Source organism: Pseudomonas sp. KnCO4 (assembly GCF_045344305.1).
GTDB classification, from domain to species: domain Bacteria; phylum Pseudomonadota; class Gammaproteobacteria; order Pseudomonadales; family Pseudomonadaceae; genus Aquipseudomonas; species Aquipseudomonas anuradhapurensis.
Window position 1 is genome coordinate 4,901,317 of the sequence record NZ_CP174199.1, and the last position, 14,384, is coordinate 4,915,700.

At 64.5% G+C, this 14,384-nt stretch carries 15 protein-coding genes; 12 read left to right on the plus strand and 3 right to left on the minus strand.

All coding sequences use genetic code 11. From position 1 onward, the window contains the following. Positions 1-122 precede the first annotated feature (122 nt). The 4 genes from ACJA3S_RS22670 to ACJA3S_RS22685 all read left to right on the plus strand — a co-directional run bounded on the left by ACJA3S_RS22670 (position 123) and on the right by ACJA3S_RS22685 (position 3,638). Positions 123-920: a hydroxymethylpyrimidine/phosphomethylpyrimidine kinase gene (locus tag ACJA3S_RS22670; protein ID WP_186686602.1), complete on the plus strand. Its 798-nt coding sequence runs from the start codon at positions 123-125 to the stop codon at positions 918-920. 13 nt (positions 921-933) lie between these two features. Beyond that, on the plus strand, positions 934-1,557 hold the full coding sequence (gene thiE / locus ACJA3S_RS22675; RefSeq protein WP_406820073.1) for a thiamine phosphate synthase: 624 nt from the start codon (positions 934-936) through the stop codon (positions 1,555-1,557). Positions 1,558-1,573: 16 nt separating this feature from the next. Then, positions 1,574-2,857: a glutamate-1-semialdehyde 2,1-aminomutase gene (gene hemL, locus ACJA3S_RS22680; protein WP_406820074.1), complete on the plus strand. Its 1,284-nt coding sequence runs from the start codon at positions 1,574-1,576 to the stop codon at positions 2,855-2,857. A 235-nt stretch (positions 2,858-3,092) separates the two neighbouring features. Beyond that, positions 3,093-3,638 carry a tetratricopeptide repeat protein gene (locus ACJA3S_RS22685; protein WP_186686599.1) on the plus strand — a complete coding sequence of 182 codons (546 nt, stop codon included), beginning with the start codon at positions 3,093-3,095 and terminating at the stop codon, positions 3,636-3,638. 3 nt (positions 3,639-3,641) lie between these two features. Here ACJA3S_RS22685 and ACJA3S_RS22690 read toward each other — a convergent pair whose 3' ends face one another. Beyond that, entirely contained in the window at positions 3,642-3,968 is a 327-nt protein-coding gene (locus tag ACJA3S_RS22690; protein WP_170032856.1) for a DUF1820 family protein, read from the minus strand. Positions 3,969-4,218: 250 nt separating this feature from the next. Between ACJA3S_RS22690 and ACJA3S_RS22695 the strand changes: the two genes are divergently transcribed. The 4 genes from ACJA3S_RS22695 to lnt are packed head-to-tail and all read left to right on the plus strand — an operon-like array spanning position 4,219 to position 8,074. Continuing rightward, positions 4,219-5,217, plus strand: coding sequence for a PhoH family protein (locus ACJA3S_RS22695; RefSeq protein ID WP_406820075.1), 999 nt, complete (start codon positions 4,219-4,221; stop codon positions 5,215-5,217). After that, positions 5,210-5,683: an rRNA maturation RNase YbeY gene (gene ybeY, locus ACJA3S_RS22700; RefSeq protein ID WP_170032859.1), complete on the plus strand. Its 474-nt coding sequence runs from the start codon at positions 5,210-5,212 to the stop codon at positions 5,681-5,683. The genes ACJA3S_RS22695 and ybeY overlap by 8 nt, the downstream gene beginning before the upstream one ends. A 25-nt stretch (positions 5,684-5,708) precedes the next feature. Then, positions 5,709-6,548 (plus strand): HlyC/CorC family transporter, encoded by an 840-nt coding sequence (locus ACJA3S_RS22705; protein WP_114170710.1) that lies wholly within the window; start codon positions 5,709-5,711, stop codon positions 6,546-6,548. Between the two features lie 8 nt (positions 6,549-6,556). Continuing rightward, entirely contained in the window at positions 6,557-8,074 is a 1,518-nt protein-coding gene (lnt, locus tag ACJA3S_RS22710; RefSeq protein ID WP_406820076.1) for an apolipoprotein N-acyltransferase, read from the plus strand. A gap of 125 nt (positions 8,075-8,199) precedes the next feature. Here the strand turns inward: lnt and ACJA3S_RS22715 are convergent, their stop codons facing one another. Together ACJA3S_RS22715 and ACJA3S_RS22720 are read right to left on the minus strand one after the other, a co-directional pair. Then, entirely contained in the window at positions 8,200-8,961 is a 762-nt protein-coding gene (locus ACJA3S_RS22715) for a YdcF family protein (protein WP_406820077.1), read from the minus strand. 136 nt (positions 8,962-9,097) lie between these two features. After that, the gene (locus tag ACJA3S_RS22720; RefSeq protein WP_170032865.1) at positions 9,098-9,412 is read right to left on the minus strand and encodes a hypothetical protein; all 315 of its coding nucleotides are present in this window, start codon (positions 9,410-9,412) and stop codon (positions 9,098-9,100) included. Positions 9,413-9,639: 227 nt separating this feature from the next. On the opposite strand from ACJA3S_RS22720, the gene leuS reads away from it, so the two are divergent. From leuS to arfA, 4 genes are all read left to right on the plus strand, one after another. Then, positions 9,640-12,246 (plus strand): leucine--tRNA ligase, encoded by a 2,607-nt coding sequence (leuS, locus tag ACJA3S_RS22725; RefSeq protein WP_406820078.1) that lies wholly within the window; start codon positions 9,640-9,642, stop codon positions 12,244-12,246. Positions 12,247-12,307: 61 nt separating this feature from the next. Then, positions 12,308-12,913 (plus strand): LPS assembly lipoprotein LptE, encoded by a 606-nt coding sequence (gene lptE / locus ACJA3S_RS22730; RefSeq protein WP_406820079.1) that lies wholly within the window; start codon positions 12,308-12,310, stop codon positions 12,911-12,913. Positions 12,914-12,952: 39 nt separating this feature from the next. Next, on the plus strand, positions 12,953-13,990 hold the full coding sequence (gene holA, locus ACJA3S_RS22735) for a DNA polymerase III subunit delta (RefSeq protein ID WP_170034297.1): 1,038 nt from the start codon (positions 12,953-12,955) through the stop codon (positions 13,988-13,990). Positions 13,991-14,195: 205 nt separating this feature from the next. Continuing rightward, positions 14,196-14,360 carry an alternative ribosome rescue factor ArfA gene (gene arfA / locus ACJA3S_RS22740; RefSeq protein ID WP_170032870.1) on the plus strand — a complete coding sequence of 55 codons (165 nt, stop codon included), beginning with the start codon at positions 14,196-14,198 and terminating at the stop codon, positions 14,358-14,360. Positions 14,361-14,384 lie beyond the last annotated feature (24 nt).

Sequence of the window (14,384 nt, forward strand, 5' to 3'; positions counted from 1 at the left end):
AAAGAAAAGGCTCTAAATCAATGCTCTCAGAACGAAACAAAAGAAAATACTGACTGCTTGATCAACAAAACCCATTGGCAGGACGATCCGCCCAAACAGGATTGGTGGTAAGCTCGCCGACCATGAATATCTACAGCTCCCGCCCCGTTGTCCTCTGTCTCTCCGGCCACGACCCCAGTGGCGGCGCCGGCCTGCAGGCAGATATCGAAGCCCTGCTCGCCCAAGGCTGTCACGCCGCACCCGCGGTGACCGCCCTGACCGTGCAGGATACCGTCAACGTTTCCGACTTCCGCGTGCTCGACCGCGAGTGGGTGCTGGCGCAGGCCAACGCCGTGCTCGCCGACTCCACGGTAGCCGCCGTCAAGCTGGGCATGCTCGGCTCGATCGAGATGGTCGACACCGTCGCCGAACTGCTGGCCGCGCACCCGCACCTGCCGCTGGTGTGCGACCCGGTGCTGCGTGCCGGTGGCGGTGGCCGGCTGGGCAAGGACGAGGTGGGCTACGCCCTGCGCGAACGCCTGTTGCCCCTGGCCACCATCGCCACGCCGAACCTGCCTGAAGCACGCATCCTGGCCGAACTGCCCGAAGGCAGCGCCGATGAGTGTGCCGAGAAACTGTTGCCGTTCTGTAGACACCTGCTGATTACCGGCGGTCACGGCGACGAGGACGAAATTCACAACCGTCTTTACAGCCGCGACGGCCAGCGCCACACCTGGACCTGCCAGCGCCTGCCGGGCAGCTACCATGGCTCGGGTTGCACCCTGGCCAGTGCCCTGGCCGGGCGCCTGGCCCTGGGCGAGCAACTGGACAGCGCCGTGCGCAGCGCCCTGGACTACACCTGGCGCACCCTGCGTGACGCCGAGCAACTGGGCAAGGGCCAGTTCGTACCACGCCGCCTGCCGCTGGATTTCTGCTCCTGATACGAGGCCTTCAATGAAGCTACGTGGTCTGTATGCCATCACCGATAGCCAGCTGCTCGCCGGCCGTTTCCTCTCGCATGTCGAAGCGGCACTGGACGGCGGCGTATGCCTGCTGCAGTACCGCGACAAGAGCGACGACGCGGCCCGGCGCCTGCGCGAGGCCGAAGGGCTGATGAAGCTCTGCGAGCGCTACGGCACCCAGTTGATCATCAACGACGACGCCGAACTGGCCGCGCGCCTGGGTGTCGGCGTGCACCTGGGTCAGACCGACGGCCCGTTGACCCCTGCCCGCGCCTTGCTCGGCCGCCAGGCGATCATCGGCTCCACCTGCCACGCCAACCTTGACCTGGCCGCCCAGGCCGCCAAGGAAGGTGCCAGCTACGTGGCCTTCGGCCGCTTCTTCAATTCGGTCACCAAGCCGGGCGCCTCCGCTGCCAGCATCGAACTGCTGGAGCAGGCCCGCGCCCAGGTGAAACTGCCGATCGCGGTGATCGGCGGCATCACCCTCGACAACGCCGCCCCGCTGGTCGCCCACGGTGCCGACCTGCTGGCGGTGATCCACGGCCTGTTCGGTGCCGACAGCGCGCAGGAAGTCACCCGCCGCGCCCGCGCCTTCAATGCCTTGTTCGCATCCTGATTCGAGAGAACCTGCCATGTCCCGTTCCGAAGCCCTGTTCGCCCAAGCCCAGAAGCACATTCCCGGTGGCGTCAATTCGCCGGTCCGCGCTTTCCGGAGCGTTGGCGGCACGCCGCTGTTCTTCAAGCATGCCGAAGGCGCCTACGTCGTTGACGAGGACGACAAGCGCTACGTCGACTACGTTGGCTCCTGGGGCCCGATGATTCTCGGCCACGGCCATCCAGAGGTACTGGAGTCGGTACGCCAGCAGCTGCAGCACGGCCTGTCCTACGGCGCGCCGACCGCCATGGAAACCGAAATGGCCGACCTGGTCTGCTCGCTGGTGCCATCCATGGAAATGGTGCGCATGGTCAGCTCGGGCACCGAAGCCACCATGAGCGCCATCCGCCTGGCCCGTGGCTACACTGGCCGTGACGCCATCATCAAGTTCGAAGGCTGCTACCACGGCCACTCCGACAGCCTGCTGGTAAAAGCCGGCTCCGGCCTGCTGACCCAGGGCGTGCCAAGCTCGGCTGGGGTGCCGGCGGACTTCGCCAAGCACACCCTGACCCTGCCGTTCAACGACATCGCCGCCGTCGAGAAGACCCTGGCCGAAGTCGGCCAGACCGTGGCCTGCATCATCGTCGAGCCGGTAGCCGGCAACATGAACTGCGTGCCCCCGGCGCCCGGCTTCCTCGAAGGCCTGCGCGAGCAGTGCGACAAGCACGGCGTGGTACTGATCTTCGACGAAGTGATGACCGGCTTCCGTGTTGCTCTGGGCGGTGCCCAGGCCCACTACGGCATCACCCCGGACCTGTCGACCTTCGGCAAGATCGTCGGTGGCGGCATGCCGGTCGGCTGCTTTGGCGGCAAGCGCGAAATCATGGGTTGCATCGCCCCGCTCGGCCCGGTGTACCAGGCCGGTACCCTGTCGGGTAACCCATTGGCCATGGCCGCTGGCCTGACCACCCTCAAGCTGATCAGCCGCCCGGGCTTCCACGCCGAGCTGACCGACTACACCAGCCGCATGCTCGACGGCCTGCAACAGCGCGCCGATGCTGCTGGCGTGCCGTTCGTCACCACCCAGGCCGGTGGCATGTTCGGCCTGTACTTCAGCGGTGCCGACGACATCGTCACCTTCGACGACGTGATGGCCAGCGATGCCGAGCGCTTCAAGCGCTTCTTCCACCTGATGCTCGACGGTGGCGTGTACCTGGCGCCGAGCGCATTCGAGGCGGGCTTCACCTCCATTGCCCATGGCGACAAGGAGCTGCAGATCACCCTGGATGCAGCGGAAAAGGCCTTTGCTGCGCTGAAGTAACTGCCAGCCAGGCCGGCCCCTTCGCGGGCAAACCCGCTGCCACAGGTTATGCGTATACCTGTGGAGGCGGGCCTACCCGCGAAAGGCCAATACAGCAAATAAATAACCCTGCACAATCAGCCGACTCCCCAACCAAACAGAAATTCGAGTAAAACTTTGTAAGGTTGGCGCTGCTTATCCCATAATGTGCCACCAGAGACATTGGCCGCAGCTTTGCAGAGGTAAGTCGATCCCCATGAACCGCACCGGCCGCGCCCTGACCCTGGGCTGCCTGTTGCTTCTTCAGCCCCTGCTGGCCCTGGCAGAGGGCGGTAACTCGTTGCTGATTCCGGCGACGGGCCGCTGCACCCTGAATGTGCAGCCTGAAGACCTGGCAAACGCCCTGAAGGCCTGCGAACAGACGGCGACGGCGGGGGATGCCCAGGCGCAATTCGAACTTGGCGACTACTACTACTCGCAAACCCCGAAAAACCTCGACAAAGCCCTGGACTGGTTGCAGAAGGCCTCGCTGCAAGGGCATGCCGAAGCCCAGTACCGCCTGGGTGCCATGTTCTACCGTGGCGAAGGGGTCAAGGCCAACAATGTGCAGGCCTACATTCTGCTGAAGATGGCTGCGGTCAACGGCGCCGAGGACGCGCTGGACATGGCTGACGAAGTGACCGAGAAAATGCCCCGCGACGAGCTGGAGCATGCCACCCAGGTGCTCGGCCAGATCTTCCGCAAGTACCTGCTGGAACTGCAGAACGCCGAGGGGCGCACGCCGTTCTCGCCACTCCCCTGAGGGTTACTTCTCCGGCATCGGCATGGGGAACGGCATCACGTTGCCGCCACCCTTGGCTTCGCTGATCTTGGCGGTGCCCAGGCGCTCCACCTCGTCGATGCGCACGATCGAATGCAGCGGCACGAAACTGCGGATCACCCCGTCGAACTGGCTCTTGAGCTTTTCTTCGCTCGGGTCCACCACCAGCTGCGAGCGCTCGCCGAAGACGAACTCCTCGATTTCCAGGAAGCCCCACAGGTCGCTCTGGTAGATCTGCTTGGCATACATCTCGAAGACCTGCCCCTGGTTGAGGAAGATCACTTTATAGATGGCGGGTTCGCGCTTGCTCATGTTCGTCGGGATAACACATGCGTAAGAAAAGGCGGGCATCATACCTGTACCGGCCCCTTCACGGGCAAGCCCGCTGCCACAGGTATTGCACCCACCTTCGAAGCGGTGCGGTACCTGTGCGAGCGGGCGGGCCGGCGAAGAGGCCGGAACAGGCCGTACATACCGTTGGACGTTTCAGTGCTTTCGCCACTGCCATTCAAGGGTTATTCTTGAGTTCACCTTCATTGCCGTCGAGCGGCTAAAAACGACCTTGAACGCACCCATACAACCCCATCGTTTCATCCTCGAACCCTTCGAGGCCCACCGTTTCGCCAACCTGTGCGGCCAGTTCGACGAGCACTTGCGCCTGATCGAACAGCGCCTGGCCATCGAAATCCGCAACCGCGGCAATCAGTTCGAACTGATCGGCGAACCCAAGACTACCTCTGCCGCCGAGCAACTGTTGCGGCGTCTCTATCGCGAGACCAAGGCCACCGACCTGTCGCCGGAAACCGTGCACCTGTACCTGCAGGAATCGGCTATCGAGAACATCGACAACCCGGCGGTCAACGAGGTCAGCGTGTCGCTGCGTACGCGCAAGGGCAATATCCGCCCGCGCGGTGTCAACCAGCAGCGCTACGTCAAGGAAATCCTGGCCAACGACATCAACTTCGGCATCGGCCCGGCCGGTACCGGCAAGACCTACCTGGCCGTGGCCTGCGCCGTGGACGCGCTGGAGCGCGAACAGGTGCGCCGCATCCTGCTGGTACGCCCGGCGGTCGAGGCAGGCGAAAAGCTCGGCTTCCTGCCCGGCGACCTGGCGCAGAAGATCGACCCGTACTTGCGCCCGCTGTACGACGCCCTGTACGAAATGCTCGGCTTCGAACACGTGGCCAAGCTGATCGAGCGCCAGGTGATCGAGATCGCCCCGCTGGCCTACATGCGTGGCCGCACCCTGAACAACAGCTTCATCATCCTCGACGAAAGCCAGAACACCACCCTTGAGCAGATGAAGATGTTCCTGACCCGTATCGGCTTCGGCTCCACGGCGGTCATCACCGGCGACATCACCCAGGTCGACCTGCCACGTGGCACCAAGTCGGGCCTGGCGCACGTCATCGAGGTGCTGAAGGACGTTCCCGGGATCAGCTTCACCCACTTCCAGCCCAAGGATGTGGTTCGTCACCCACTGGTGCAGCGCATTGTCGAAGCCTACGACCGCTTCGATGCCCGCCAGGCCAAGCCCGAGGCACCTGGCAAAGATGCTTGAACTCGACATTCAACGGGCCACGGATGCTGCCGCCCCGGATGACACCGCTTTCCGCCGGTGGTGTGAACTGGCCCTGCGCCAGCGTAGCGCCGATTCGGAAATGACCATTCGCCTGGTCGATGAAGCCGAGGGGCGTGAGCTGAACCACACCTACCGGCACAAGGACTACGCGACCAACGTGCTGTCGTTTCCGGCCGACGTACCTGACGACCTGCTCGATATCCCCTTGCTGGGCGACCTGGTGATCTGCGTACCGGTGGTCGAGCGCGAAGCGGCCGAACAGGGCAAGGCGCTCGAAGCGCACTGGGCACACCTGGTTATCCATGGCTGCCTGCACCTGCTCGGCTACGACCACATCGAGGATGAGGAAGCCGAGGAAATGGAAGGCCTGGAACGGGAATTGCTGGCAGAACTGGGTCACCCCGACCCTTACGCCGACGATGAAACCGACTCAATCACACACTGATACACGAAGGATCACGAGAACCGCCATGAGCGAAGATCGATCGAGCAACGGGCAGAAGTCCTGGCTGGGTAAACTGACCCAGGCTTTTGCCCATGAGCCGAAAAACCGCCAGGAGCTCCTCGAGCTGCTGCGCGAAGCCCACCAGAACAAACTGCTGGACAGCGAAGCACTGACCATCGTCGAAGGCGCCATCCAGGTCGCCGACCTGCAGGTGCGCGACATCATGGTGCCGCGCTCGCAGATGATCAGCATCAAGGCCAGCCAGTCGCCACGCGAGTTCCTGCCGGCGGTGATCGACGCCGCGCACTCGCGCTACCCGGTGATCGGCGAAAGCCACGACGATGTGCTGGGGATCCTGCTCGCCAAGGACCTGCTGCCGCTGATCCTCAAGGAGAACGGCGACAGCTTCAACATCAAGGACCTGCTGCGCCCGGCCACCTTCGTGCCCGAGTCCAAGCGCCTGAACGTGCTGCTGCGCGAATTCCGCGCCAACCACAACCACATGGCCATCGTCATCGACGAGTACGGCGGCGTGGCCGGCCTGGTCACCATCGAAGACGTGCTGGAGCAGATCGTCGGTGACATCGAGGACGAGCACGATGTCGAGGAAGACAGCTACATCAAGCCGCTGCCGAGCGGTGACTTCCTGGTCAAGGCACTGACCCCGATCGAGAACTTCAACGAGTTCTTCGACAGCGAATTCTCCGATGACGAATTCGACACGGTGGGCGGCCTGGTGATGAGCGCCTTTGGCCACCTGCCCAAGCGCAACGAAACCACCGAGATCGGCCCCTACAAGTTCCGTATTCTCAACGCCGACAGCCGGCGGATACACTTGCTGCGCCTGACACCGATCACCCGTTAAGGACGAACATGCGTTGGATCACCCGCCCCGGCTGGCCCGGTAACCTGCTGGCCCTGGCGGCCGGCGCTTCCACCCTCCTGGCCCTGGCGCCATTCGACATCTGGCCGCTGGCCTTGCTGTCCATCGCCATGCTCTACCTTGGCCTGCGCGAGCTCAGCCCGCGCCAGGCCATGTGGCGTGGCTGGTGGTTCGGCTTCGGCCTGTATGGCGCCGGCACCTGGTGGATCTACGTCAGCATGAACACCTACGGCGGCGCCTCGCCGTTGCTGGCGATCCTGCTGCTGCTGGCGTTCTTCGCCGCCTTGGCCTGGTTCTTCGCCCTGCCCACCTGGCTGTGGGCACGCTGGTTGCGGCGCAACGAAGCGCCGCTGGCCGACGCCCTGTGCTTCGCCGCCCTGTGGCTGCTGCAAGAGGCCTTCCGCGGCTGGTTCCTGACCGGTTTCCCCTGGCTCTACGCCGGCTACAGCCAGCTGGACGGCCCGCTGGCCGGCCTGGCCCCGCTGGGCGGCGTCTGGCTGATCTCCTTCACCCTGGCCCTGAGTGCCGCCCTGCTGTGCAACCTGCACCGCCTGCGCACGCGCCCCGCCTTCCTGGGGGTCGCCTGCCTGCTGTTGCTCGCGCCATGGCTACTGGGCCTGGCGCTCAAGGGCCATGCCTGGACCAAGCCCGCAGGCGACCCGTTGAAGGTCGCGGCCATCCAGGGCAACGTCGAGCAGGAGCTGAAATGGGACCCGGCGCACATCGACGCGCAACTGGCACTGTACCGTGACCTGAGCTTCAGCTCCCGGCCGGTGGACCTGCTGGTGTGGCCGGAAACCGCCGTACCGGTGCTCAAGGACCAGGCCCAGGGTTATATCGACGTGATGGGGCGCTTCGCCGCCGGGCGAAATTCGGCGCTGATCACGGGCGTGCCGGTGCGCGAAGTGGTGCACCACCAACGCCGCTACTACAACGGCATCACGGTCGCCGGTGAGGGCGACGGCACCTACCTCAAACAAAAGTTGGTGCCGTTTGGCGAATACGTACCGCTGCAGGACATGCTGCGAGGCCTGATCGAGTTCTTCAACCTGCCGATGTCGGACTTCGCCCGCGGGCCGGAAGACCAGCCGCTACTGCAGGCAAAGGGCTATCACATCGCACCTTACATCTGCTATGAGGTGGTCTACCCCGAGTTCGCCGCCAGCCTGGCTGCTCGCAGCGACCTGCTGCTGACGATCAGCAACGACACCTGGTTCGGCACCTCGATCGGCCCGTTGCAACACCTGCAGATGGCACAGATGCGGGCGCTGGAGGCCGGGCGCTGGATGATCCGCGCCACCAACAATGGTGTGACCGCGCTGATCGACCCGTTTGGCCGCATTACCACGCAGATTCCACAGTTCCAGCAGGCGGTGCTGTATGGCGAGGTAGTGCCGATGCAGCAACTGACGCCGTACCTGCAATGGCGCTCGTGGCCGCTGGCGATCGTCTGCGCATTGCTGCTGGGTTGGGCGTTGCTGGCCGGGCGCATTGCCAAGACCGTTTGAGTTTTCCTGTACTGGCCTCTTCGCGGGTGAACCCGCTCCCACAGGGACCGCACAAGCCCATGGCCTGCGGTGTACCTGTGGGAGCGGGTTCACCCGCGAAGAGGCCGGCACAGGCAACACAAGGCTCAGTAGAACAGCCGATACCCCACCAGCCCCACCCCTTCATTGAGCAACTGCCCGCTCTGCCACAGCGCCCGGCTTTCCGGCAGCAACCCGGCAAACGGCCGCGCATGATCACGCCCGAGGAACCCGACCGGCGCCGGCACTACCTCGAACCCCACCTGCTCGAAACTCCAGCGCGAGCGCTGCATGTGCCACGCCTGGGTGACCACGACCACCCGGCGAATCCCCAACGGCTGCAGCACCTTGGCAGACAGCTGGGCGTTCTCCCAGGTGGTACGACTGGCCTCCTCCCGCCATTTCACCTCGATGCCGAAATCTTCACGCAGGCAGTCCGCCATCAACTGCGCCTCGCTCGGTGGCGAGCCATAGTGCAAGCCACCACTGGTCAGCACCGGCAGGCCCGAGGCCTTGGCCAGCCGTGCGGCAAAGCGCATGCGCTCCAGGGCAGTGGCCGTGGGCTGGTCGCTGCCGCCCCAGGCCGGGTCACCGCGTTCACGCCCTGCCCCCAGTACCACGATGGCATCTGCCCGGCTTGCCAGGCCCGCCCAGTCGGTCACGGCCAGCGGCGGCTCTGTTTCCAGCACACGTGCCGTTTGCTGCATCACCAGCGGCAAGCTCATCAACCACAGGCCTGCCAGGCCCACGGCAAAGCACAGCGCGGCCAGCCGCGGCCGGCGCGCGCGCAGCCACCATGCCGCCAACAGCAGCAGGAACAGGATGCCTGGCGGCATCAACCATTGCTTGATGAAGAATCGCAAAGCCATCGGCCACACCTCCTGGTCAGGCGTGCAGCCTAGAAGGATCGACGCCGGCCAACAAGATTGCAGCCGGCGCCGATCATGAGATATGCAAGTTTTTGAGAACCGGCGCGCTATAGCCTGCGCCTGGCGTCCTGAACGGCTAGCGATGCGGCAGCGTCCTGGATCTCGCCGAACTGGCGGGGCGTTTCTTGTCCTTGAGCCAGATGATCTTGGCCGATGTCGGCTCCGCTTGTGGGTAACTGCCGACACAGGCATTGTGGCGCTCCGGGAGGGAATCCAGGTAGGCCTTGATCAGTTCGAACTCCGCATGGCTCAGGCCACGCAACTCCAGTTCAGCTGGCATCTCGTCGCGCAATCGCACCGAGGTCCTGGCCACTTCCAGTGCCAGGCCAAGCCGGTCGATCAGGCGTTCGTATAGCTCCGGTTTGATTGCGGGTAGCTGCGTCTCTCCCATCCGTTCACCTCATTGAAGATAAGAATATCTCCCCCCACACCTGAGCTTAGCGTTGTTGCAAAAAGCAGCCGCGCGCCGCGACCAGCGGGCATAAGCAACGAAGGTTTCCCACGATGCGCGGCGCTGCTGTATGCTACGGCGTTCACTCTAAACGACACCGGAGTGCCGGACGCAGCGAGGTTCCGCTGCCTGGAACAAGGTCTCTTCCCTCTCAGCAAAAAGTAGCCATGCACGAACAATACACGCCCCGTGATATCGAAGCCGCCGCCCAGAAGTTCTGGGACGAGCAACAATCGTTCGCTGTTACCGAACAGCCAGGCAAGGACACCTACTACTGCCTGTCGATGTTCCCGTACCCGAGCGGCAAGCTACACATGGGCCACGTGCGCAACTACACCATCGGTGACGTGATTGCCCGCTACCAGCGCATGCTGGGCAAGAACGTGCTGCAGCCGATGGGCTGGGACGCTTTCGGCATGCCCGCGGAAAACGCGGCGATGAAGAACAACGTCGCCCCGGCCAAGTGGACGTACGAAAACATCGACTACATGAAGACCCAGCTCAAGAGCCTGGGCCTGGCCATCGACTGGGCACGCGAAGTGACCACCTGCAAGCCTGACTACTACCGTTGGGAGCAGTGGCTGTTCACCCGCCTGTTCGAAAAAGGCATCATCTACCGCAAGAACGGCACCGTGAACTGGGACCCGGCGGACCAGACCGTACTGGCCAACGAGCAGGTCATCGATGGCCGTGGCTGGCGTTCGGGCGCGCTGATCGAAAAGCGCGAAATCCCGATGTACTACTTCCGCATCACCGACTACGCCGACGAGCTGCTGGAAAGCCTCGACGAGCTGCCGGGCTGGCCTGAGCAGGTCAAGACCATGCAGCGCAACTGGATCGGCAAGTCGCGCGGCATGGAAGTGCAGTTCCCCTACGACCAGGCCAGCATTGGCCACGCAGGTACCCTCAAGGTCTTCACCACCCGCCCCGACACGCTGATGGGCGCCACCTACGTCGCGGTCGCCGCCGAGCACCCGCTGGCCACCCAGGCGGCCCAGGGCAACCCGGCGCTGCAGGCATTCATCGACGAATGCAAGAGCGGCAGCGTTGCCGAAGCCGACATGGCCACCCAGGAGAAGAAGGGCATGGCCACTTCCCTGCTGGTCGAACACCCGCTCACCGGCGAGAAGCTGCCGGTGTGGGTCGCCAACTACGTGCTGATGCACTACGGTGACGGCGCTGTAATGGCCGTGCCGGCCCACGACGAGCGTGACTTCGAGTTCGCCCACAAGTACAACCTGCCGGTCAAGGCGGTGGTGCGCACCAGCGCCGGCGACGAAGTCGGCAGCGAATGGCTGGCCGCCTATGGCGAGCACGGCCAGCTGATCAACTCCGGAGAGTTCGATGGCCTGGACTTCGCCGGTGCCTTCGACGCCATCGAAGCGGCCCTGATCCGCAAGGAACTGGGCAAGTCGCGTACCCAGTTCCGCCTGCGCGACTGGGGTATCAGCCGCCAGCGTTACTGGGGCTGCCCGATCCCGATCATCCACTGCCCGTCCTGCGGCGACGTACCGGTGCCGGAAGACCAGCTGCCGGTCACCCTGCCGGAGAACGTGGTGCCGGACGGTGCCGGTTCGCCGCTGGCGCGCATGCCGGAATTCTACGAATGCAGCTGCCCGAAATGTGGCGCCGCAGCCAAGCGCGAAACCGACACCATGGACACCTTCGTCGAATCGTCCTGGTACTTCGCCCGCTACGCCTCGCCGAACTACGAAGGTGGCATGGTCGACCCGAAAGCGGCCAACCACTGGCTGCCGGTCGACCAGTACATCGGCGGTATCGAGCACGCCATCCTGCACCTGCTGTACGCACGCTTCTTCCACAAGCTGATGCGTGACGAAGGCCTGGTTACCTCGAACGAGCCGTTCAAGAACCTGCTGACCCAAGGCATGGTGGTCGCCGAAACCTACTACCGCGTGGCCAGCAACGGCGGCAAGGACTGGTTCAACCCGGCCGATGTCGAGGTCGAGCGCGATGCCAAGGCCAAGATCATTGGCGCGCGCCTGAAAACCGACGGCCTGCCGGTGGAAATCGGCGGTACCGAAAAAATGTCGAAGTCGAAGAACAACGGCGTCGACCCGCAATCGATGATCGACCAGTACGGCGCCGACACCTGCCGCCTGTTCATGATGTTCGCCTCGCCACCCGACATGAGCCTGGAATGGTCCGACTCCGGCGTCGAGGGTGCCAGCCGCTTCCTGCGTCGCGTCTGGCGCCTGGCCCAGGCCCACGTCGCCCAGGGCCTGCCGGGCAAGCTGGACGTCGCTGCCCTGGACGACGCGCAGAAGGTCATCCGCCGCGCCATCCACGCGGCCATCAAGCAGGCCAGCACCGATGTCGGCCAGTACCACAAGTTCAACACCGCCATCGCCCAGGTGATGACCGTGATGAACGTGCTGGAAAAGGCCCCGCAGGCCACCGAACAGGACCGCGCCCTGCTGCACGAAGGCCTCGAAGCCGTCACCCTGCTGCTGGCCCCGATCACCCCGCACATCTCCCACGAGCTGTGGCAACAGCTGGGTCACCAGCAGGCGGTCATCGACGCCAGCTGGCCAGCCGTCGACGAAGCGGCCCTGGTACAGGACACCGTCACCCTGGTGGTGCAGGTCAACGGCAAGCTGCGTGGCCAGGTGGAAATGCCGGCCGCCGCCAGCCGTGAAGAAATCGAAGCGGCTGCGCGCAGCAACGAGAACGTCCTGCGCTTCATCGATGGCCTGACCATCCGCAAGGTCATCGTGGTACCGGGCAAGCTGGTCAACATCGTCGCCAACTGATGGCAACGCCCGCCCGCAGCCACTGCGGGCGGGCGGAACAGGCCCACAAGGGAGCAACAACATGATCAAACGCAATTTGCTGGTAATTGGCCTGGCGGTCATGCTCAGCGCCTGCGGTTTCCAGCTGCGCGGCACCGGTTCCACCGAACTGAGCGTGAAGGAAATGGACGTCAGCGCACGCAACGCCTACGGCCCGACCGTGGTCCAGCTGCGTGAAACGCTGGAACGCAGCGGCGTCAACGTGCACGCCGGCGCCCCGTACCGCCTGGTGCTGACCAATGAGCAGGAGCGCGAGCGCTCGGCGACCTACAACAGCGGCAACCGTACCGCCGAGTACGAGCTGACCACGGTGCTGAACTACAGCATCCGGGGCCTGAACAACCTGGAGCTGATGAGCGACAAGCTGGAAGTGCGCAAGATCTACGTGCGTGACGGCTCGAACATCACCGGTTCCGAAGAGGAAGCCAACCGCGCCCGTGAAGAAATGCGCCGCGACCTGGTCAATGCGATGATGGTTCGCTTGCAGATGCTGACTCCGTCGCAGCTGGACGAGCTGCAGCGTCAAGCCGACGAGCGCGCCAAGGCCGAAGCCGCCGCGCTGGAGGCCGCCCGCCGCCAGCAGGCCGAAACGCCTCAGCAATCGCCACTGGAAGTACCGGGCAACTAAGCCCGAGCGGGGTACCCTCGGGTGCCCCGCCTGCTCACCATGAAGCTCGCCCCCGCCCAACTCAACAAACACCTGCAAGGTGCGCTGGCACCGGTCTACGTGGTTAGCGGCGATGATCCGCTGCTGTGCCAGGAAGCCGCCGATGCCATCCGCAGCGCCGCGCGCCAGCAGGGTTTCGACGAGCGCCAGGTATTCAGCGCCGACGCCAACTTCGACTGGGGCACCCTGCTCCAGGCCGGTGCCAGCCTGTCGCTGTTCGCCCAACGGCGCTTGCTGGAACTGCGGCTGCCGTCCGGCAAGCCCGGTGACAAGGGCGCCGCCGCGCTGATGGAATACTGCGCCAAGCCCGCCGAGGATACCCTGCTGCTGGTCAGCCTGCCCAAGCTCGACGGCAGCGCACAGAAGACCAAGTGGGGCAAGGCGCTGATAGAAGGCCCCCATTGCCAGTTCATCCAGATCTGGCCGGTGGACGTACACCAGCTACCACAGTGGATCAACCAGCGCCTGCAGCAGGCCGGCCTGTCGGCACAGCGGGACGCCGTCGACCTGATCGCCGCACGTGTCGAAGGCAACCTGTTGGCAGCCGCGCAGGAGATCGAGAAGCTCAAGCTGCTGGCCGAAGGCAACCAGATCACCGTAGAGACCGTGCAGGCCGCCGTCGCCGACAGTGCCCGCTTCGATGTCTTCGGCCTGGTGGATGCCATTCTCAATGGCGAAGCCGCGCATGCCCTGCGCATGCTCGAAGGCTTGCGCGGTGAAGGCGTGGAGCCCCCGGTGATTCTCTGGGCCCTGGCCCGCGAGCTGCGTCAGCTGGCCGGGCTGGCCCAGCAATTCAGCCAGGGCGTACCGCTGGACAAGGCTTTCAGCCAGGCCCGCCCACCGATCTGGGACAAACGCCGGCCACTGGTCAGCAAAGCCCTGCAGCGCCTGTCGGCACAGCGCTGGGCGCAGTTGCTGCAGGATGCCCAGCGTATCGATGCGCAGATCAAGGGCCAGGCCGAGGGTTCGCCGTGGACCGGCCTGGCGCGCTTGTCGCTGCTGATGGCTGGTCAGCGCCTGGCACTCCCTCCCGAGTAACTGGGGCCGCTGTGGGAGCGGGCGTGCCCGCGAATCAGGCGACGCGGTGGATGGCACCGGCTTCGCCGGTGTTCGCGGGCACGCCCGCTCCCACAGGGCTGCAAGGCAGCCCCCAGCCTCTCGACCATATATACAATCAATTGGCCCCCAGCTGCCCAGGGCCCTACAGTGCGCCGCGAACACCCCCCAACCCGGGAGCCCCACTATGAGCAAACAGCCGAAAAAGCACGGCCCCAACAAGGCCAAGTCCATCGTCGCCCAGCCCCTGTTCCGCTGCCGCCAGGAACGACCGAACAAAGGCAAAGGCAGCTACCGCCGCGAAGCCTTCCAATCGAGAGATTGGGAGGCTTCGTACTTTTTGGCCGCATGAAAGCATCGCAAGCGCAGGCATGAT